The organism is Pedobacter lithocola (genome assembly GCF_042650845.1).
Classification (GTDB): domain Bacteria; phylum Bacteroidota; class Bacteroidia; order Sphingobacteriales; family Sphingobacteriaceae; genus Pedobacter; species Pedobacter lithocola.
The window spans coordinates 38,102-60,197 of sequence record NZ_JBHSBW010000013.1; the positions used below are offsets into that span (position 1 = coordinate 38,102).

The following is a 22,096-nucleotide window of genomic DNA, read 5'->3' on the forward strand; positions in this document are numbered from 1 at the left end:
CAACACCTTTCCATTTTAAAATCAGTGATAAATCTATTTCGTTTTTCTACTTTCATAAAGCGCTAAAATATCTGGAACCTCATCTTTTGTAATTATGAGGTTGTGATTGTAGAGTTTAATTAGATAGTCTTTATCGAGTTTTGTTAAGTGGCTGGTATGCCAAACCATCCACCAAGACCACATTGCATTCGTATCTAAACATTTATCAGGGTCGGGTGGTGTTCCGCATTCATGGAAAGCTATTGGAAAACGATTGTTTACAATTTTATCAACATCATCAAACATGGTCTTATGTGAGCCCATATCTTTGTCATAAGTATCTGCTCCAACAATATCAACATATTTATCTCCCGGATACCACGCTGCATCAGGATTGCCGGTATAACACAATACCCATATCAAATTATCAAGTTTTAAAGTTTTGGTATAATAATCGTACATGGTAACCCACAATTTTTTAAATTTTTCCGGACCTTGTTTGCCCCACCAGAACCAATTCCCATTGAGCTCATGGAAAGGTCGCCAAAGAACAGGAACATTTGCATTTTTTAGTTGGAGCAGTAACTCACCTTTTTCTTTAAGCTCAGCCCAAAAAACATCGTACTCTGGTGTACCTTTTATAAAACAATTTTCTATATCAATAGCTTTTTTGCTGCTTTCATAACCTTCACCTTTTCCAGGAGCGCCCATGTGCCACATTATAGTTGGAATACCTCCGGTTTTCCACCATTGAATAGCCTGATTTACTTCATTTTGATTATCCTTTGCGGTAATAAAATCGTAACCGTTTATTGCAGGCATTTTACCAGTAACAGTTTTTATGTAATTAATTTCATCAACACCCCAGCTAGAACTCATTTGTCCTGATAAAATCTTTTTTCCGTACATATCATTTATATATGCATAAAGTGCATTTGCTTCTTTTGATGCCTCCTTATTAGAAAGCAGTTTTTGCCTAGACATTCCTTGAAAGGGTGTAAATAGGATTATTAACAAGAGGCTTGTTAATGTATAAATTAGGTTTCTTATGCTCATATAATTCTTGTTTATTTGATTTTATCAAAGTCGAGGTTTAGATTATGATTACTTTATAATGGGTTTCTAAATGTTTAGTTGCAACCAACTCAAATTCGTATTGATATAATTTCAACATTTATCGAAAATCGAAATATAAAACAGCAGACTGTGTATCTAAACCACCGTTTGCAAAGGTTAAATTGGGTTGACTTTGAGGACCTAAATCTTCTTTCTTCTGACTTTTAGTGCCGATAGCCGGTATTCCATGCAAAAAAGATATCCCATTTGTAGGATATGCAGCAAAGGAATTTGCCTTGCCCAAACTTTTTGGTATTGCCGGATTTAACATGTGCAGAAATAAGTTATCAGAAGGAGAAAGTACTACAAAATTCCCTTCGGCTGTTGATATGCGGACACCATAAAAGTTACTGTAGTAGCCTTTAAATTCAGGATAATCCCATGTTTCACCGGTAACAGCATTATTATATTTCTTATCCCATAGGTTTAAGGTGCCCCCTTTTAATCTGTTCTTATATACCCGGTATGGCCCATTTCCAATAAGTTGCATACCGCTAACTTTCTCCTCTGGATAATTAAAACTGATACCTAAAATTTCTTGACCAATGTTAGCACGATATTGATATTTTAAGCCCAACCAACCCGATGGCATCATGGTCCAGGTAGCTTTAAAATTTTGTTTGCCTTCATAGGTTGCAACTACAACATAGCGTCCTAATGAATCACGGAAGTGTTTAAAAGATTTAAAATTTGCTTCGCCATTAATTAGAACGGGTCCATTTGAAAAAGATATTTCACCTTTTTTATTTCTGATACCAGCAATTAATCCTGTTTCCTTGCTTAATTTTACTTCAACTCCCGAACAGGATAGCTTTAACGATTCATTATCTTCAGTAACATTTACCTCATCTTTGCCATTGTCAATCATTCTATCTGCAAATTGCTGTGGAGATGTTATTGGCCAAGACCATGTATAAAGTTCTTTGCCATATAAATCTCGGGCAGTAATGTATAACACATCGTATTTTGCCCATTGTGCCGGCAATGCTAAATTTAAAATTCCTGATGATTGGGGTTTGATATCTGGTGATGTTATTTTACCTGTTAATTCATTCCCATCTGACTTATCGAAACCAGTTATTTTTTTTAGTTTCCAGCTAAAACTACATTTATTTAAATTGGTAAAGTTGTATCGGTTTTCGATATCAAATTTTCCATCAAATAATTTAGAGATAAATTTTTGAGGAAAATAAACTGGCGACCAGATTTCTTTAATCGTATAAAAGCTTGCTTCTTTCTCACGATATGGCCCCAAAATACCATCAGAGGCAGCATTGCCCTTTGTATCTAACCTGCCACCCATATCGGTTCGCATCACACCTTGGTCGCAAAAATCCCACAAAAAACCACCTGCAGATAAAGGGTTAGATTGCATCAAATTCCAAAAATCATCAAGCCCTGCTCCATGTCCACCATCGTAAAGACCATGCAAAAATTCAGTTGGAAAAAACACATCGTTCCCTTGAAAAAATGTTCGGTTGCCATAGTTCCACGGAATATAATGTTTGGTATTCATTCCATTAATATTCATCCATGGTTGAATAACCGGGCGATTCTGAATATCATGCTTTGGATAATCTGGCAACAAATCAAAATTAAAACCACCTTCATTGCCATTCGCCCACATAATTATGCTAGGATGATTGACATCGCGGACAATCATTTCTTTAACAAGTTTTTGTCCAACCTGGGTATCATAAGGCGGATATTGCCAGCCGGTAAGCTCATCAATTACATAAAGACCGATTGAATCACAAACTTCTAAAAAATGTTTATCGGGTGGGTAATGCGACATTCTAACCGCATTCATATTCATTTCTTTAATTAACTCCGCATCTAAAATAGAAATCTTTCGACTAGTTGTTCTGCCAGAAGTTGGCCAGAAACTACCATGATTTACACCTTTAAATTTTATCTTTTGTCCATTAACATAAAAACCATCATGTTGCCTAAGCTCTACCGTTCGAAATCCAATAGTTTCGGTTACAGTATGCAGTTTTGTGGTTCCATTTTTAATCGTAATATCTATTTTATATCGATTAGGAAATTCGGAAGACCATAACTCCGGATTAATTAATTTAGTGTTAAGCTGGGCTACAGTAGTTCTTGGGGTTAGATTTACAGAAAAAGGTTTTCCAAATGGTTTTCCATTTAAAGTTTTAACCTGAGCGGTAATGGTTGTTATCGATTGAAGATTTGCAACGTTGGCATTAACTTTTAAAGAACCATCAGCTTTTGCATCAATTGCAATTCTTTCTATATGTTGGTTAGGAAATGCCTCAAGAAAAACAGGACGAAAAATACCGCCAAAAACCCAGAAGTCTGCTGAACGCTCAGCTTCGTTAACCGTTTGATTTGAAGAAACTTTATTAACCTTAACCTCAAGAATATTATTTCCGTCATTATTTAGCAAAGCTTTAATGTTATATTTAAATTGATAGAATGCACCTTGATGAATAGGACCTGCAAGCTTGCCGTTTATTTTAACTTCAGTATCGGTCATAGCGCCATCAAAAACCAGATAAACAGATTTATTTTTCCAGTTTGATGGAACTTTAAATGTGTATTTGTAAAGTCCTGCTTCATCTTTATCCTCTTTTTCCGATCCATAGGTGTAATTACCGAATCCCTGCAATTCCCAATTACAGGGAACAGCAATCTTCGTCCATCTTCCACTATTTCGTCCTGAAGTACAACGAAAATCCCAATCAACTGTATTAACATTATCTTTCCCCGATAAATATTTAACTTCAGTAATTTGCGCAATTAAGTTAAGTGTTGATAAAAGAAATAGTAACGTGAAAAGGCATTTAAGTTTCGATATCATTTGGCTAGTGATTATACTGAAATGGTTTTGATATCCAAAATTTTTAAGGCACCAGCATTGGAACTAATGTATTGTTACATTGTCTGTGCTGTATATCTCTGTATCGGATATTAAAATCACTCTGGATGATAAAATTATAGATGTAGCAATATCGGCAGGCGCAGGAATGTTAATATAAATGATATAAATGTTAACCATAACATAAGCAACTAATAACAAACTACTTACAATAAATTATATCATAATATTTACATTTAACGCAACTTTAAAATCTAGTTTAAATCCTTTTTTCTTAGTAGCGCAATATATTCTGATGGTAGCATTTTAAATTCGGTTTTAAAAGATTTCGAAAAGTAGTTTGGGGTATTAAATCCTACCTCATACGAAACCTCTACTACATTTAGCTGACTTTTTTCAAATAATTGCGCAGCCTTTTGCAATCGATAAGATCTGATAAACTCTACAGGAGATTTACCTGTAAGCAATAAAATCTTTTTATAAAGCGAAACCCTGCTCATGTTCATTTGCTTACTTAATTCTTCTACCGATAAATTTGGGTTAACAATATTATTTTCGACATATTTTAAAACATTGGCAATAAACTTCTCATCGTGTGACTGCCTTTCAATTTCGGGAAGGTTTACCTGCAAGTGCTTGGTGTAGGTTTTTTTAAAGTTTTCTTGCAGAATTAGTAAATTTTTGATTTTCGAAATCAGTATCTCGAAATTAAAAGGTTTTGTGAGATAATCGTTGGCACCCAATTCCAACCCTTTAACCTGTTCAGTTTCTTCTGAAAGCGCAGTAAGTAATATAAAAGGAATATGAGCAGTTCGTACATCGTTTTTAATTTTGCGACAAAGTTCTGTTCCACTCATTTCAGGCATGTTAATATCACTTACAATTAGATCAGGATGTAATGCAAGCGCTTTTTGCCATCCATCTTTGCCATTGGCTGCATCTTGGATGCTAAAAATATCCTTTAAACTATCTTTTAAATAAAACCTGAAATCTTCATTATCCTCTACCAATAGAATTTTAGGTTTCCTTAAATCAATTTTCTTTTTGGCAACGGGCAAACTGTTTTCGGCTGCAGTTTTGTTGTTTACATTCAGAATATGTTTACTCCTCTTCAATTGTAAATTAATTGTAAAGCAACTACCTTGGTTCACTTCACTTTCTACAGAAATTTCTCCTGAATGTATATTTACGAACTCTTTAACGATTGACAATCCTATGCCACTACCCTGGTTAAGAATAGAACTTGGCACATCATTTTGATAAAATCTTTCGAAAATTTTGTTTAATTTTTCTTCTGGAATCCCAATACCAGTATCAATAATTTTTATTTCTAATATAGAGCACTCCGTATTTGGAGTATTGGATTTTAGACTTAATAAAACGGTAACGTGCCCGCCCGCTTGAGTAAATTTAAATGCGTTTGAAAGCAGGTTGAAAATAATTCTTTCAATCTTATCATGGTCGAATTCGGTATGATATTGTTCAACCTCACTATCGAAATCGAAACCTATCTGCTTTGCCTCTGCTACATCACTAAAAGACTGTACAATTTCTGCTATAAACTGTACAATATCTCCAGGGGTTCCATGAAATTTAAGTTCCTGGACTTCTAGTTTTCTGAAATCAAGCAGCTGATTTACAAGACTTAACAATCTATATGCATTGCGTTTAATAATTTGTATTTGATGCTTTTGATCTGGCGATTCAGCATTTTGCAGCATTTTATCTGCCGGAGCCATAATTAATGATATCGGCGTTCTAAACTCGTGGCTTACGTTAGTTAAAAACTTTATCTTCATTAAATCAAGTTCATGAATGCGTTCTGCATCTTGCCTTTCTGCAGCCAGAATATGTTTATTTTCAGCACGTTCTTGCTCTATTGCAAATTCTTTCTTAAGTTTCTGAATACCTCTGTAACGGATATAGAGCAGCAAACCAGAGAGTATTAAAAAATATAACAAATAAGCTAAGTTCGTTTTCCAAAACGGGGGCAATATTTGAATTTTCAAAGACCTGTCTTCGAAAGAACCTGGTACGTCGGGGTCAATTACCCTTACCAAAAATTCGTAATTTCCAGGGTTCAAATTTGTGTAGCTGGCTTTACGTATATCGTTCTCAGCATCGATCCACTTTTTGTCGAAACCCCTCATCATATAGTGATAGGTAAGCTTTTTAGAGTTGAAAAAATTTAGGGCTGCAAATTCAATCCCGAAAGCATTTTCATTGTGTTTCAATTCAATATTGTCAGTCTCGGTTATTGATTTTTGTAGAAGTAAATGCCCTTCTACCGATTCTTTTGGCTTAACGCTTTTATTAAAAACCTGAAAATCGGTAAACACAAGGTTTATTTTATTTTTAGTTATCTGAATTTTTGATGGTTTAAAAATGTTGAAACCGTTGGCACCTCCAAAAATAAGTTCGCCTGATTTAGTTTTATAAGCAGCATTTTCGTTAAATTCCTTGCCTTGAAGGCCGTCAGAAACATCAAAATACTGAAAACGTAGCAGATATTTACCTTCCTTTCTGCTTACTTTAACCATACTGATACCATTGGCAGTACTTAGCCAAACGTTATTATCATCATCTTCTAAAATACCCAAAATTGTATTATCCGGAAGTCCATTCTCTTTCCTGAAATTATTAAACTTTGCTGTAGAAGGGTCATAAACAGAAAGACCTTCGCGAGTGCCAATCCAGATAAGCTTTCTACTATCTTCTATGATTGAGCTTACGTTATTTTGAACGAGGCTGTAAGGATTTTTTAGATTACGTGTAAAGTGTTTGAATTTTCCAGTTATAAGATTTAATACATCGATACCCCAACCTCCTACCCATAGATTTTTATTAGAATCTTCGAACAGGGCTGGAACATAACCGAATGTAATCGAATTCTTCTTTTCAGGACCATAGTGCCGAAACGTTTTGGTAGACCTATCAAAAAGATTTAAACCACCAGCTAAAGTTCCTACCCATAATTGTTTAGACGAATCTTCGAATATCTTCCAAACGCGGTCGTCGGATATGCTTCCAGGTTTAGTTTCATCATGCTTAAAATGCTCGAATTTTTTGCCATCAAAGCAATCTAAACCACCCCAATATGTTCCAATCCATAATTTCCCATCATGACCGACCAAAAGGCTAACCACAATATCACTAGAAATACTATTCGGATTTTGAGGATCATGTTTGTACTTGGTGTAAGTATTTTGTTTCCTGTCAAAATATAATAAACCGCCTCCATTTGTACCAATCCACAGATTTCCCAATTCATCTTCGGCAAAACGGTTAACATCATCAAATGGTAGGCTATTTTTATCGAGTACGTTATGCTTATATTGAGGAAACTTTATAATATTTTCATGGTAATAGCTAATTCCTTTTTTAAAAGTTCCAGCCCAGATAACTCCCATTTGATCTTTAAAAAGTGATGGAATAGCATTCTGAGCTATAGATTTTTGGTTGTAATCCTGATTTAATAAATACGTTACTTTAAAATCTTTCTTATCAACTATGGTAATTCCACCGTGATCCGTTCCTATCCAAATCAGACCCTTATTATCTTGTATAACATTGTAAACTATATTAGATCTGAATTTACCTTGTGTTCCATCTTTATCAAAGTGTTTAAGTATGTTTTTTTCGGGATTAAAATAATATACCCCTAAAGAGGTGGACGTTGTAAAAAACCATAAATCATTATCTTTATCGGCAAAAACAGAATAGGATATTGATTTACCATGGTTTGCATTACGAAGAATGGAAGACCGGTAAACTACCTTATTTAATTTTGGCTCAAATAAATCGACTGTGCCATCATTATAAACAATCCAGGCCTGCCCTTTTTCGTTTAAAGAGAGCGAAGTAACATCACTCGAATAAATACTGCCTAAGCCTTTACTATTATAAAAATGCTTTGATTGCTTACTTATTTCATTGTACTTATAAATGCCTAAGTTGGCGTAGACAAACCAAAAATTGCCTTTACCATCGCTTTTAATAGATTTTATTTCGGCATCAGGCAAACCAATTGATGCAAGATAAGCCTTTGGCGTTCTTTCAAACCGCTCGGTATAAGGGTCATAGATATTATAATTTTGTTTGGTTTGAATCCACATTTTGTCATTCGGCCCGGCAAAAATAGCCGATACAAAATCATCGCTTAAAGAATTGGGATCGTGAAAATCATGTTTAAAAACTCGAAATTTATGCCCATCATATCGGTTCAGTCCAGAAAACGTTCCAAACCACATGAATCCCTTTTTATCCTGATAAATACTTAAAACCTGATTGTTGGAAAGACCGTTCAAAATTGTTAACTGCGAAAACTGGTAGTGATCGGCTTGCGCCCATATCTTCGTAACAATAAACAGGGACAAAAATATTGCAGTAAATAAATTTCGAAACATAGGAATAACTATTTGGCGATGCTCTGATGATTTGGAAGGTATAATTTAGAGATAAATTTTTATTCATCTAACATGTACAGCCTTTATTTAAAACTTCGTGCTTTTTTATAATCGTTTTTAGCCACAAAGTCTGCTGATAATAATCAGCAGACTTTAAAAAAGGAGATGCGTTAATGATAAAACTTACCAGCCAGGAGTTTGGATTAAGGCCGTATTTTTTAACATTTCCCCTATTTGCATTGGTAATAAATAATTCCTCTCTTTAAACACATGCAATCGTAAAGAATTTACAACATCATACTTATAACCTGTTGGAAATTGCGGAGATATTGTTACTCTGGTTGGACTCATTAATTTATTGTAACCATTAAAAAATGTTTCTGCAAGTTTCCATCTTCGAACGTCATCCCAGCGCTTATCTTCATTATATAGTTCTATGCGTCGTTCATTCTGCACAAAACTCCTCATTTCTGTTTGTGTCATTGCTGCTTTCATACCATAATTAGCATCTGCTCCAGCATTTATTCCTGCTCTGCTTCTAAGCTCCCGAATCGGACCATAAGCATCTGCTGTTCTTCCAATTTCGTTTAGTGCTTCGGCTTTAATTAATAGAATTTCTGCATAACGAATTAATATCCAATTTCGATTTGTAGTACCACTGTTACCTGTCAATCCTTCATCAAGTGTTTTTCGGCAAAAATAGCCCGAACTACCGGAGGTTCCTGCATCTTGATAAAATCCATCCGTTGGTGCGCCTACATAGGTATTCACTGCAATTTTGGTATTGGTGCCGGTACTAAACCATAATGCCTGATTGAATATAATAGAATAACCAAATCTTGGATCACGATTTTTATATGGATCTTGCGGATTATAAAGTGGCGACTCTGTTATGGATTTTCCGTCAATCATTGGAAAAACATCAACAATATTCTGAGTGGGATTGCCAGACCGGTTTCCACTTCTTGTTTGTGGCAGATAAAAAGTTTCAAAATCTCGGTTGGGCGGTTGATTTACAAAAAAGATATGTTCTTTATTTCTACGCTGTAAAAACATATTGTAAAAACCATAACCAGGGTTTGGATTTGCATTTTCTACATTTAAGGTATAACCAAGCGCTATAACAGCCTCAGCGGCATCTAACGCTTTTTGCCAGCGCATAACATCAAAATTAGGATAACCTGCAATCGCGATACGCTCTGGTGTTTTAGTACCACCAGGTACACCAGGCCAGGTATTTCCATTAAATAGTGGGCTTGCTGCAAAGAGTAACATTTTAGCTTTTACAGCTAAAGCTGCACCCTTGGTAACTCGTCCGTAATCGTTGCCTATTTGGTCAATTGGTAAATCTGCCGCAGCAGCATCTAATTCTTTTACAACATAATCAACACAATTACTAAAAGTACTTCTAGGAACTGTTATAATTTCATCTCCAGGAAATAATGTTTCTCCAACAATTGGTACACCACCAAAAGTGATTAATAAATTATAATAATACCATGCTCTTAACATTTTGGCTTCAGCAATTAATCTTTTTTTGGTTACTTCTTTAAATGGCATAACCGGCATTTTCGATAAAAACAGATTTAACCTTCTAATATTTTGATAAGGTAGCACCCAGGTTTCATTAAATACTGTCGTATTATCGGCAGTATAAGTAGAACCATATAATATTAGTGGTCTTCTAGCAGGATTGAGGTTTACATATTCTGAATCATCAGTCGCTTGTTCCGTGCTACCAGCTTCGTACCTATCTTTATCATAAGAATATCCTATCTCCATATAAACCCGGGTTAGAAAGCTAATAGCATTAACACTATCTGTAAAAACTGTTTCCTCATTAAGGGCATTATTCGATTTATTATCCAAAAAAGTTGATTTTTTACAGGCCATTGCTGCTATACAAATCAATAAAATAACGGTAATCTTTTTCATTTTTGTAAGTTATAAGTTAACGTTCAAACCTATGTTGTAGATGCGTGACGGTGGATATGCCTGACGATCATTGCCCGGTGTTGCCTCCGGATCAATAGCATATAAATTGAATGCTTTAGACCAGGTAATTAGATTATTTCCGCTCGCAAAAAACCTAATGCCTTGAAGACCAAGTTTTTTCACAATACTTGTTGGAATATCATAAGATAATTCAGCTGTGCGAAGACGCAAGTAATCGCCAGGAATAGCCCAATAAGTTGAATTAATTCCTGGATCGCTTATCGATCTCAGTGTGGTTAATACCGGAAACTTGGCATTATCACCGAGTGCTGGTGTCCATGCCTGTTGATGAACAGCTTGAAGATTAGCAGAAAACGGACGAATAGCCTCTTCCGTACCACGTAAGTAAAATTTAGTGGCACCTTGAAATAGTATGCTTAAACCAACCCCCTTATAATTAAAACCAAACTGAAACCCGAAAGTATTTTGAGGGGTATTGCTGTAGTCTGCAACTACCCTATCTTTATCATCAATTACATTATCTCCATTGAGGTCGGCATATTTTAAATCTCCAGGCCTTTGAATAAAAGTTGATGTTGGACTATTATTCACATCGTTCATATCTTTAAAAAAGCCTAAATATTGATAAAGACCTTCAGCTCCAATTGGTTTACCTACAGCAGACTGCCATGGGTATTGCGGATCAGCAAAGCCATTAAATACCACTGCATTTTTAACATTAGAAAATGTACCTCTAAAATTATACGCAAACTCGTTACCGATTGTAGAACGATAGTTTAATTCAAATTCCAAACCTTGTCGGGTAGATTCTCCAATATTCTGCGGAGGCAGTAAGACACCCTGAATATCGGAGATTAAATTTATCGCTATCAGCTGGTCGTATCTTCTGTATTTAAAATAATCTACTAAACCGGTAAGTTTGTTATTGAAAAACGCAAAATCTAAACCTATATCAAATTGTCTTTCCTTATCCCAAGTTACATCTGTGTTTGCTAAGGCACCTTCTGCGTAGCCTGTATTTGCAGATAAAGTTCCATTTGATTCTCCGAAGGAATAAATTGTGCCGTTATTACTCGTTCGGTAAGAATTCGTTGTAGAGGTAGCATAACTTTGCTGATAAGCATATTGTCGTCCGGGAGCCAATTGGTCGTTACCAACAATACCCCATGATGCCCTGAATTTTAACAGGTTAACAAAAGAAATTCTTTTCTTAAAAAAGTCTTCTTCTGCAATGTTATATGCGGCAGATGCGGCAGGGAAAAATCCGTTCTTCTTTTTACCTGTAAATCTATTTGAACCACTTAATGTACCTGTTACGTTTACGATGTATTTATTTTTATAATCGTAACCTATTTTAGCAACACGGCTAATTACACTTGCTGGTACAAAATTATAAGTCAAATCATCACTACGCACATTATTGCTCGATAAACTATAAACACCCAAAAAATCGATGTGATGATTTTCGGCAAACTGCCTGCTATACGTTATTAAAGCTTGTGCGGCAAGTCTTCGTTGTGTGCTTCCAGCCGAACCATTTGTACCATATGCATTGCCTAACCTACCAATGGTATAAACGTTTGCAAAAGCTGGGTCGTAACGTTCAGCACTAGTAATTGAGCCATCTGCAGCGAAAACTGACGGTCTGAAAATATACGATGGTAAATTCGTTCTGGTTAAACTCCTTGCAACTGTGTAATTATTGGTGTAGGCTACTCTACCCTGAACACTTAATCCCTTGGTTATAAAATCAAGTTTTTCAGTTGCTGTGGTAGATAACACCATATTATTTTCGTTGTTCCGTCTAAACCCACCGTAGGTTAGTCTTTCTATGATATTAGGTGTTAAATAATTTGCACTATTTGCTTGAAACTGACTGTATCCCCAACTTCCATCCGGATTTTTAATTGGGTATGCCATTGGAGATAATGCTAGATAGCTACCGAAATCGGCAAAAATATCATCTTTATTTCCATTTGTGCTTGGATAAAAAATATTTGGTCTATTGATTTCTCCAATATTCCCGAAAGCATCTAATTGTAATGTTAGGTTTTTTGTTACACTAATATCAAGGTTGGAGCGATAGTTAAATCTTTTATTGTAGAACCCACTATTGATGTTATCACCCGAATCCTCATAATAATCTTTCGTGTTACCACCTTGATTAAGATAGCTTAGAGATACAAAATACCTTGCTTTTGTTGTACCACCACTTATATCGAAATTGGTTTTTAACTGAGGAGCATATTTTTTAAAAAGCATTTCCTTCCAATTCACATTCGGATGACCTATTGGGTCAGAACCTGTGCGAAAAGCTTCTAAATCAGCTGCGCTCCAGGTTGGTCTAAATGATGGGTTTGGGGCATAAGAGTTATCATTAATTTCTGCCTGGTTTCTTAAAAGTGCTGTATTGTATGAATCAAGGTAATCGGGTAAAATTGTTGGTTCTGAAAGCGCAAAATCAGTGCGAACAGAAATCCTTGGCTTTCCAATCTTTCCTCGCCTGGTAGTAACAATTACAACTCCATTCCCTCCTTTAATTCCATATACTGCTGTTTGCGACGCGTCTTTTAATATGGTGATTGACTCTACTTCATTAGCTTCGAGCCTCGAGAATTGCTCATAAGAATATTCGATATTATCAACAATAATTAGAGGATTATTTGTGGTACTGGCAACTCCATTTACAGCGTTGTTGTTTAAAGATGATTCACCCCTTACCAAAAATGCGGCTCCATCGCTACCTGGTTGCCCAACTCTTTGTTGCGATATAAATCCAGTTACCCTACCCGCTAAAGTGTTCTGTAGACTACCGGATGGATTTTGACGGATATCATTCCCCGAAACAGCACTTTGAGCTCCGGTGAGCGTTATCTTTTTTTGTGTTGTGTAGCCAGTTACTACCACTTCTGATAAATCTTGTGAGGCTTGCTGCAAAACAATTTGTGCTGAATTGTTGCCGCTAATAGAAATTTCTCGATTAACGTACCCTATCAATCTAATGATTAAGGTATTTCCGTTGCCTCTCAATGTTAATTTATACTCTCCGTTACCGTTTGTTGACGTTCGATTTTCGGTTCCTTTTTCCTCAACAATTGCACCTGGCAATGGTCCCTGAACATCACGCACCACACCACTTATGGTTTTGCTTTGTGCATTTGCATAGTTTGTAATTAGCAGCAGTAAAAATACTATGCTAAAAAATTTAAATTTTTTCATTTTACGTATCTTTTACATTCTTAATTACCAACCAAAGTTTTGTCTCAATGCTGAATTTTTAACGGTCTCATCATAAGGAAATGGATTATGATAGAGTTTATCCTGAAAAGTAATGCTTACCACAGGAACGATTTCATGCGTGTACGAACCATTTGCTTCTCTCGTAATTTTCATACCGGTAAGCGTTTTATTCAACTCTGTGTTTGCATTTTTCCAACGGCGAACATCAAAGAATCGATGTTCCTCGAAAGAAAGTTCAATTCTCCTTTCGTTTCTAATAATATCTCTCATAGCCGCTTGAGATATGCCTGGTGGGATTCCATATCGAGCATCAGTACCAGCATTTATACCTGCCCGTCTCCGTATTTCAATAATTTCTTTTACGGCATCTTCAGTTCTTCCGCCTAATTCATTTAATGCCTCGGCATTATTAAGCAGAATTTCGGCATACCTGAAATAAATAAAATTGTGGCTCTGTTGAGAATAGGTGGTACCCGTTACGAAGTTTCCCATAAACTTTCTAAGGTAATAGCCGGTTCGGGTTTGTGTTACTAGGTTATTATTCGGTTTGTCTCTTCCGCCTTCAAATGTTTCAACCGCTCTATTAAGCCAGTTATAACTAGCAGCTGATGGCGTATTGGCATTGGAAAAGAAAACGGTTACATAAAATCGAGGGTCGCGATTTGCATAAGGACTAGCCGGGTCATATCCATTAGGATTTGTTGTAGATTTTAAATCTTGGCTTATTGGTTTACCATTTATGGTTGTAAACGCATCAACAAAATTTTGTGTTGGATTGGTTCTGCCTCCACCTGCAATGGCTGCAAATCCCACGTATCCAACAGGTGCATTGTTATTCTCAATATCAAAATTATTTACACTTTGCTTTGCAAAAATTACTTCCGAATTTTTTTTATTGATGAAAATATTTCTGTAACCAGATGCTGCAGCTCCTGTTTGTAAAGAGTAATAATTTCCTAATGCTTTAAACTCTGCTACAGCATCTACAACTTTCTGCCAGCGAGTAATGTCTATAGTTAAATATCCTGTAAGTTTTTTAAGTTCTGCATCTGCCTCTATTCCTCCTCCATTAAAAAGCGGACTAGCCGCATAAAGGTAAAGCCTACATTTTAATGCAACGGCAGCACCCTGAACAATTCGGCCAAAGTTATTTGCATTAGAATCGTTATCTGGATATAAATTTGGTTTTATCGCATCACATTCGCTTGCGATGTAATTTACGCATTCCTCAAATGTATTTCTTTTAAGTTGAAGGTTATCATTTAAGGTAAATACATTATCTGAAATTAATGGAACACCACCGTAACGCTGTAAAAGTTGAAAATATAAGAATGCCCTTATGAATCTGGCTTCGGCATTAAAACGTTTTGTACGGATTGGATTACCGGCAGGCACAGGTATTTTTGCACTGTTTGCAAGAAAGATATTAGCCTGTCTTATTCCAAAATAAGCATTGCTGAAATATTGGTCGGGATTATTAACAACACTTACAATTCCATTGGTGTAATAAGTAATGGATGCTGTAGGAACAATTGAAACCGCATCATCAGTTGCTGCATCTAAAAAATCTCCTCCAACACGGGCAAAGCCAGTTGGCAAAAATGTGTAAATATTATTAAGAAACTCTTGTGCCCTAACTGCATTTAAATCTGCGGGGTCAAAAATGATATCATATGTATCCAAATCCTTTGGCTCATTTTCGAATTTTTTACAAGATTGAAAAGCCACCAAGCAGACCAAAAATAAATATATTGAAAAAGATTTTTTCATGATTTTTGTGATTAGAATTTAACGTTAACGCCCAGATTGTAAAGCTTTTGCAATGGATACGCATCAACAGGAACTTCAGGATCTAGGTTCCCTTTTAGTTTTGTTGCCGTAAATAAATTTGTACCGTTTGCAAAAACCCTAATTGAGCTTATTTTTAGAATACTTACCAGACGTGAAGGAATGGTTATACCAACTTCAACATTTTTAAGCCTGATGTAATCTGCCCGCCTGAGCCAATAACTGGAGAAAGTATGGTTGTTTTGGTTAAATCCGACACTTAAACGAGGATAGCTTGCGGTTGCTGCAGTTGCTGGTGTAAACCGATCGAGATGTTGAGAGAATGCATTTCCAAGTCCACCATTTTGAAACTCAAAATAATTGTTGCTGCTTAAATTAATGGTGTAATTAGCAACACCTTGAACTAAGGCACTAAAATCGAAGAATTTATAGCTAAACCCAAAATTGGCACCAAAAATAGCTAACGGGCTTGTACTGCCTATCACGGTTTGGTCGAATTGATTTAGAATGCCATCGCCATTTAAATCTTTGTATTTAATATCTCCAGGCTGTGGGGCGTAACCTATAAATGTTGCTATACCGTTTTGAGATGAGTTTGCAATATCTGCCTGAGATTGGTAAAGTCCATCAGCGACATAGCCAAAAGACTGACCCACCCGCTGACCGGTTCTTTGCATCCAGGGAAAAGGTTGTTCAACTTCATCAAAAAACTCAACAACAGATTGTTGAAAACCAACATTTAGTGCTGCGTAGTAGTTAAAATTGCTTGCCTTTTGCTGTTGCCATGACAGTTGAAATTCAACTCCATTATATTTATTTCTTCCAATATTTTCATTTGGATAAAAATTACCTAGAAGCGAAGTATTCCTTCCTCTTTGCGTTAATAAATCTTTAAACTTATTGTTATAATAATCTAAGGAAAAGCCTAATTGATTATTGAAAAACTTGCCTTGAAGATTTATATTTAACTTATTTGCATATTCATAAGTTATGTCTGCATTAGCCAACGTACTTTCATTTAAAGTAGTTACTGTTCCAGCCCCAGTTCCAAAATAGGCTACAGCACCACCAAATATGCGTTGTATATAAGAGAAATAACCTGGATTATCATTACCAACTTTACCGTAATTAGCAGATAACTTTAAAAAATTTAATGCTTTATTATCTTTTAAAAAATCTTCCTTCGAAATTATCCATCCTAATCCTGCAACAGGAAAAAATCCCATTTTATAGTGGCTCTTACCCGGGTAATAATTAGACCCACTGTAAGATGCCGCCAATTCACCTATATATTTTTCATTGTACACGTACGATGCATTCCCAGAAAGGCCTTTTATACTGTAAGGAATATTAGAACCGTAAACGTTATTATCATAATTAGCTACTAAAGCCGCATTAACATTATGAAGATCTTTAAAAGTGCGGTTGTAGCCTGCAGAAAATTCAAGATAGGTTTGTCGTCCCTGCCCTACGTTTGGTTGCCCGCTGGTGGTACTTATAATAGAAACATTTGTTTGAGGCGATGGTTGTGTTAATGCATTTGAGTACGTTTCTACACCTGAAGCAGAAACGTTTCTTTGAAATGCAACAACGGGTTTGCTTCTATTCGTTTCTTCAATTAAGTAAGAAGCAAATGACACCATACCTTTTATGTATAAGCCCGGGGTAATATCATCAAGCGTTCTTTTTACATAAAAGTCAGAGATGATATCACGTCTAAAAGTCTGGCGATAACCCGACTGAACAGCCATTCCATAAATATTATTTGTAAATCTTGTTGTACCAGCAAGGCTTCCGTTGGGATTAAATATTGGATAGGAGTTGCTTGGTGTGGTTAGTAGCGAACTGTAAATGGCACCTGTAGTGGCTCCTGGTTCATTCGTATTGCCTATTCTACCAAATAAATGAATACCACCAGATAGTTTTGGATTGATTTGAATGTTAATATTTGAACGAAGTAAATAACTTGCCAGATAGTTATTGGTATCATAAACATCTGTGCTTTTAAAAAGTCCATCTTGCTTAAGGTGCTCTACACCAGCAAAATAGGTGACCGTACTATTTCCACCACTCATATTAAGCGAGTATCGGTTTAAAGGCGCACTGCTCTTTAAAACCTCATTACGATAATCTACATCCGGACGTCCGAATGGATCTGAGCCATCTTTAAATGCCTGAAGGTCGGCTGTAGTGTAAAGTAAGGCTGTATTATAAAATGGATTTACAGACAGCTCGTTACGAATTGCTTCATTTCTTAGTGTAGCATAATCAAATGCGTTTAACGCTTGTGGCATTTTCAGCGGCCTTTGAGATGCCGATTGTATCGTAAATGATATGCGTTCCTTACCATTATAGCCTTGTTTAGTAGTTATAGATAGTGCACCATTTGCTCCTCTAACACCCAATAATGCGGTAGACATGGCATCTTTTAAGATCGTTACCGATTCTATTTCCTCTAAAGTGATGGTTGAAATCAGTCGAGGTATTCCATCAATTAAAATTAGTGGCGTTCTACCCCTTAATGATAAGCTAACGGCATCAAAACCTGGTTGCCCAGAGTTTTGCTGAGTATTTAATCCTGCTATTCTACCAGTTAGAGCATTAGTAACACTATTAACAGGATGCTTTAATAAAGCTAAATTATCTACCGTTTGAGTTGAAACAGTAGATAAGTTTGCAAATAATGGGATGCTAAAAGGAAGATAGATCCTTGTTTTAGAAGATAAAGAATCGCCGAAGGCAATAACGCTATCCTTTTTATTGATACTATTTAGGGGCTTTTCCTGTGCGGCGACTTTGGTGAGTGCCACGCTGAAAAAGCACGTAAAAATCCCTATTAGCTTAATTGTAATTTTCTTTCTCATGTTATTTAAAAAATTAATTAGTTAAAGAGATCAAATAGCAGACTGGGTTTCCTTGGGATAAAAAAGCTGCAATTGATGAGAAAGAAACAGTTTGATTACTGTAGTAAAATTGTTCATGATGTTTGGTTAATTTGGTTAGTTATTTATTTTGTTGACAACTACTTCTCAAAGGCGATTTGATTGCCATGGTAAAAGCAGGAAATACATTTGGTTATTTACATTTTGCAGTGGCCTACAAAATTGAATTTAAAAGTAGCATAGCTTTGAGCTTGTTTACTGTAGGATTGATAATCATTATAGTACAAATGTTAACTACATGTCAAATAATTGATAATAAGCTACTTAACTATAATTACAGATAAAAAAGGATAAATTCTGTTAATAAATTGATATGATTATTTAATAGAATATCATGAAAGGAAGTAATAAATATAGGGGAGCTACAATTTTCAAATCACTTTAAAGTATTTACACACTTAACTTGGAAAATTATAATTAGGATAAGCAAAACCAATACTGATATAAGCCATAATTTGCATTCGGCAACAGTAAACTATCGGTTAAAATGTGGCTGAAAGTTATGGCAACTTCAAAGAAACATGATAGCATTTACTTACCTGCACAGGTATCAAAGTATAGGCGCTAAATGGGAGGATTTTTAAAAATTTTAAATTATAGAGTTCGCCATTACAAGCCAATTTTTATGGAACAAATTTGCACAATGAGCTTAAGCGATTTTATAAAAATGTTAAAAGAGCATATAAATTTAGAACTTCTACGGAGCTATAATTTATATCTAAAGACAACTTATAGTTTGATTAATTTAATTAAGTGGATATATTTTTGCGGCCCAGCCACCTCCGCTATACAAGTTTACCTTAAGTTTTGTGTTCGAATTTATTTTTATGATTTCCCTTTTGTAATCGGTTGCATCTTTATCTGCATTTAAGCCATCTCTAAACACTATTGCCTGAAAATTTCCTTTTCCTAAGAAAGAAAAATCTAAAGTTATTTCGCGTTTATTCCAATTATTTAATGCGCCGACAAACCATTCATTCTTAAACTGTCGGGCGATAACCGCATAGGCACCTACTTCAGCATTTAAAGCAATAGACTGGTTAAACACAGTTGGTATGGTTGCGATAAAATCTGTACTTTCTTGTTCTTTCATATAAGCTGTCGGACTATCAGCTAACATTTGTAGCGGTGCCTCAAAAACAATAAACGATGCTAACTGATGGCAACGTGTACCCTGACTCATAGGTTTTGAATGGTTTGGATGAAATTCAGCTTTTGTAGAATTACGCATGGCGCCTGGTGTATAATCCATCGGACCAGCCATCATCCTAATAAACGGGATAGTAACATCATACTTTGGAACATCATCATTTGGTGTCCATTTTACATTTTCTAAACCTTTAACACCTTCAAAATTTAAAACATTTGGATACGTTCGTTGTAAACCAGTTGGTTTATACATTCCATGGAAATCTATTAAAAGTTTATGAGTTGCAGCGTTTTTAGCTATTTGATACACAGATAAAACCATTTTCTGATCATCACGATCTAAAAAATCTATTTTAAAGCCTTTTACACCCATTTTGGCATATTGTTCAAAAGCATTATCCATTACTTTAGATATTGCAAACCAACTTGCCCATAAAATAATGCCTACATTTTTTTGCTTGCTGTAAGAGATAATCTCGGGTAAATTAATCTTGTCAGATACCTTCATCATATTCGTTTCATCGCTCCAGCCTTCGTCTAAAATAACATATTCCAGTTTATTTGCTGCGGCAAAATCTATGTAATATTTATAAGTTTGTGTATTAATACCAGCCTTAAAATCAACACCGCTAAGGTTCCAGTCGTTCCACCAATCCCAAGCCACCTTACCCGGTTTTATCCAACTCACATCTGTAATTCGTGATGGTGAAGCCAATTTCTGAACCATATCATTATCAAGCAGTTCTTTATCATTCTCGCTTATAACTATTGCCCGCCATGGAAAATTTCTGGTTCCATTAGTTTGTGCAATGTAATCTGCCCTTTTAGAAACCATATAATTTATATTATTAAAACCGCCTGCCTTTTCTGCTATTGGATAAGGTGCGAATAAACCTTTTAAAGAATTAGCTTCAGATGGATTTTTACCGATAAACATACCAGGGTAATCTTCTAAATCGGCTTCTAAAACAACAGCCTTTTTAGTTGCACTAATGTTATACATAAAAGGTAAAAAAGCCAAAGAATCTTTAAGCATGCCTCCCACGGACGTTTCACTATATAAAGCTTCGAAAGAAGAAATAAATTGTTCCTTTCCTCTTAAATCTCTAACATATGGAATAAGTAATGATTTATCATCAGGTAAATTAATGTTTACCTCCTCATTTTGGATCTTAATGATGCCCTTTTTATTTGTGGAGAAGCGGTATGCAATTCCATCATTATAAGCCCTAAAAGTTAAACTATAATTGCCTTTAAAAACTATGGAAAGTTGATTATAATTATCATTAACCAAGCTTCTTTTATAAATAGGTGTAGCAAAATCGGTATTTATCGATGTTTGTTTGGTATTTATAACAGTGGTATTTTTGCCTAAAATTTCTCCGCCACTTAACATTAAGGATATTGCAGATGGAGATAATACCACATCAGTTCCGTTTTTTACCGACCATTTAATTTGTTCTCCTGTTTGAACCAATATTTCATTTTTCCCACTCGGTGATTTTAATATGTAGGACTTATTCTGCCCAAATGATAATGCAACTATGCAATTAAGCAAAATATAAATCAGTGTTATTTTTTTAATCATAATTTGTTCTTTAATTGTAAATGCTGTTGATTCAAACCATTTAATTGAACGACAAAATATTTTTGGCGCTTTTATTTAAATTAGAAAAATATGCGGCGAAGAATAATAAATGAACAAGCAAGAAAAGATTCTGCAGTATTTATTAAAATGGAAATAATTTTGGTGTTTTAAATGGAAACTAATATCCATAGCTACATTAATATTTGGTTTTGTACTTGCTAAGTTATGAGTAAATTAATGTACACAGGTGTGCAAATGTTTACAATAGATATGCAAATGTTAAATATTATGGTAAATAAACCTTTAAAATATAAATATTATTGATTTACTTTTAGAGATGCTAAAGAACGGTTGAAGTTGTCTAAATCATTATCATACAGGGAAGTACAGTTTTACAGCAACCAACTAAACATTACGCTAAAATGTCTTAACTACCTGAGTAAAATTCATTCAGAAACAACCGCTTCTGAATGGATACAGCGGCATATTAAGAAACGGATAGTTTTGTTGTTGCAAAACAGACATCAACATCTCTGAAATAGCTGATGAAATGCATTTTAGCAGCAGGTCTTTTTTTATAAGCTACACCAAGAAACTGTTAGGCTTATTGCCTGCAGAATTCCGAAGCAAACTACAATGAGTAAATTCCATTTTTTGCTCGTAGCTTTTTAACCTAATTAATAGGCATTGATTAATGAAATACATTCTTTAAGTTTCGAAAAAGATTCAGTTCCCTTTGGAATAATGTTTTTTAGTGTCCGAAGCTTTCGATTTACAAACTGTAGTTTAATTTGCATCGCCAGGCGGTCATAAGCTGCAACCTGCCCTATAACTTCCTCCAAAATTGTTTCGTACATGGCTAACAATTGATTTAATTCTTCCTTGAAAAAGGTTATTTGCTGGGCATCTGATGGAGGTCCACTATCGCGTTGTATTTCTTTCAGCCTATCTAATGCTTCAATAAGATTTTGATGTGATTTTTTGTTGATTCCCTTAATGCCCATAAATATTTCTCGGACCTGCCCCGATTGATTAGTTGGGCAAAACTATGTAAAATATGCGCCTCAGTTTATAAGCCCTCATTTTT

Annotated in this window: 9 protein-coding genes; all 9 read right to left on the minus strand. The window is 35.3% G+C overall.

Annotated features, from left to right (window positions below; all coding sequences use genetic code 11):
- Nucleotides 1-33: 33 nt before the first annotated feature.
- The 9 genes from ACFOWA_RS14165 to ACFOWA_RS14205 all read right to left on the minus strand — a co-directional run bounded on the left by ACFOWA_RS14165 (nucleotide 34) and on the right by ACFOWA_RS14205 (nucleotide 22,013).
- Entirely contained in the window at nucleotides 34-1,035 is a 1,002-nt protein-coding gene (locus ACFOWA_RS14165; protein WP_378986219.1) for a glycosyl hydrolase, read from the minus strand.
- A gap of 118 nt (nucleotides 1,036-1,153) precedes the next feature.
- Entirely contained in the window at nucleotides 1,154-3,922 is a 2,769-nt protein-coding gene (locus ACFOWA_RS14170; RefSeq protein WP_378986221.1) for a glycoside hydrolase family 2 protein, read from the minus strand.
- A gap of 272 nt (nucleotides 3,923-4,194) precedes the next feature.
- Nucleotides 4,195-8,346, minus strand: coding sequence for a hybrid sensor histidine kinase/response regulator transcription factor (locus tag ACFOWA_RS14175; protein ID WP_378986223.1), 4,152 nt, complete (start codon nucleotides 8,344-8,346; stop codon nucleotides 4,195-4,197).
- Nucleotides 8,347-8,529: 183 nt separating this feature from the next.
- Nucleotides 8,530-10,281, minus strand: a complete 1,752-nt coding sequence (locus ACFOWA_RS14180) for a RagB/SusD family nutrient uptake outer membrane protein (RefSeq protein WP_378986225.1) — start codon at nucleotides 10,279-10,281, stop codon at nucleotides 8,530-8,532.
- 9 nt (nucleotides 10,282-10,290) lie between these two features.
- Nucleotides 10,291-13,521: a SusC/RagA family TonB-linked outer membrane protein gene (locus tag ACFOWA_RS14185; RefSeq protein WP_378986227.1), complete on the minus strand. Its 3,231-nt coding sequence runs from the start codon at nucleotides 13,519-13,521 to the stop codon at nucleotides 10,291-10,293.
- 24 nt (nucleotides 13,522-13,545) lie between these two features.
- The gene (locus tag ACFOWA_RS14190) at nucleotides 13,546-15,312 is read right to left on the minus strand and encodes a RagB/SusD family nutrient uptake outer membrane protein (RefSeq protein ID WP_378986229.1); all 1,767 of its coding nucleotides are present in this window, start codon (nucleotides 15,310-15,312) and stop codon (nucleotides 13,546-13,548) included.
- Nucleotides 15,313-15,323: 11 nt separating this feature from the next.
- Entirely contained in the window at nucleotides 15,324-18,194 is a 2,871-nt protein-coding gene (locus ACFOWA_RS14195) for a SusC/RagA family TonB-linked outer membrane protein (RefSeq protein ID WP_378986231.1), read from the minus strand.
- 823 nt (nucleotides 18,195-19,017) lie between these two features.
- Nucleotides 19,018-21,009, minus strand: a complete 1,992-nt coding sequence (locus ACFOWA_RS14200) for a glycoside hydrolase family 97 protein (protein ID WP_378986233.1) — start codon at nucleotides 21,007-21,009, stop codon at nucleotides 19,018-19,020.
- 677 nt (nucleotides 21,010-21,686) lie between these two features.
- Nucleotides 21,687-22,013: a hypothetical protein gene (locus tag ACFOWA_RS14205; protein ID WP_378986235.1), complete on the minus strand. Its 327-nt coding sequence runs from the start codon at nucleotides 22,011-22,013 to the stop codon at nucleotides 21,687-21,689.
- Between the last annotated feature and the right edge of the window lie 83 nt (nucleotides 22,014-22,096).

Excerpts from the sequence above, each read along its gene's own strand:
- ACFOWA_RS14190 (WP_378986229.1), bottom strand. The coding sequence starts at position 15,312 with ATGAAAAAATCTTTTTCAATATATTTATTTTTGGTCTGCTTGGTGGCT.
- ACFOWA_RS14200 (WP_378986233.1), bottom strand. The coding sequence starts at position 21,009 with ATGATTAAAAAAATAACACTGATTTATATTTTGCTTAATTGCATAGTT.
- ACFOWA_RS14165 (WP_378986219.1), bottom strand. The coding sequence starts at position 1,035 with ATGAGCATAAGAAACCTAATTTATACATTAACAAGCCTCTTGTTAATA.
- ACFOWA_RS14180 (WP_378986225.1), bottom strand. The coding sequence starts at position 10,281 with ATGAAAAAGATTACCGTTATTTTATTGATTTGTATAGCAGCAATGGCC.
- ACFOWA_RS14170 (WP_378986221.1), bottom strand. The coding sequence starts at position 3,922 with ATGATATCGAAACTTAAATGCCTTTTCACGTTACTATTTCTTTTATCA.
- ACFOWA_RS14175 (WP_378986223.1), bottom strand. The coding sequence starts at position 8,346 with ATGTTTCGAAATTTATTTACTGCAATATTTTTGTCCCTGTTTATTGTT.
- ACFOWA_RS14205 (WP_378986235.1), bottom strand. The coding sequence starts at position 22,013 with ATGGGCATTAAGGGAATCAACAAAAAATCACATCAAAATCTTATTGAA.
- ACFOWA_RS14195 (WP_378986231.1), bottom strand. The coding sequence starts at position 18,194 with ATGAGAAAGAAAATTACAATTAAGCTAATAGGGATTTTTACGTGCTTT.
- ACFOWA_RS14185 (WP_378986227.1), bottom strand. The coding sequence starts at position 13,521 with ATGAAAAAATTTAAATTTTTTAGCATAGTATTTTTACTGCTGCTAATT.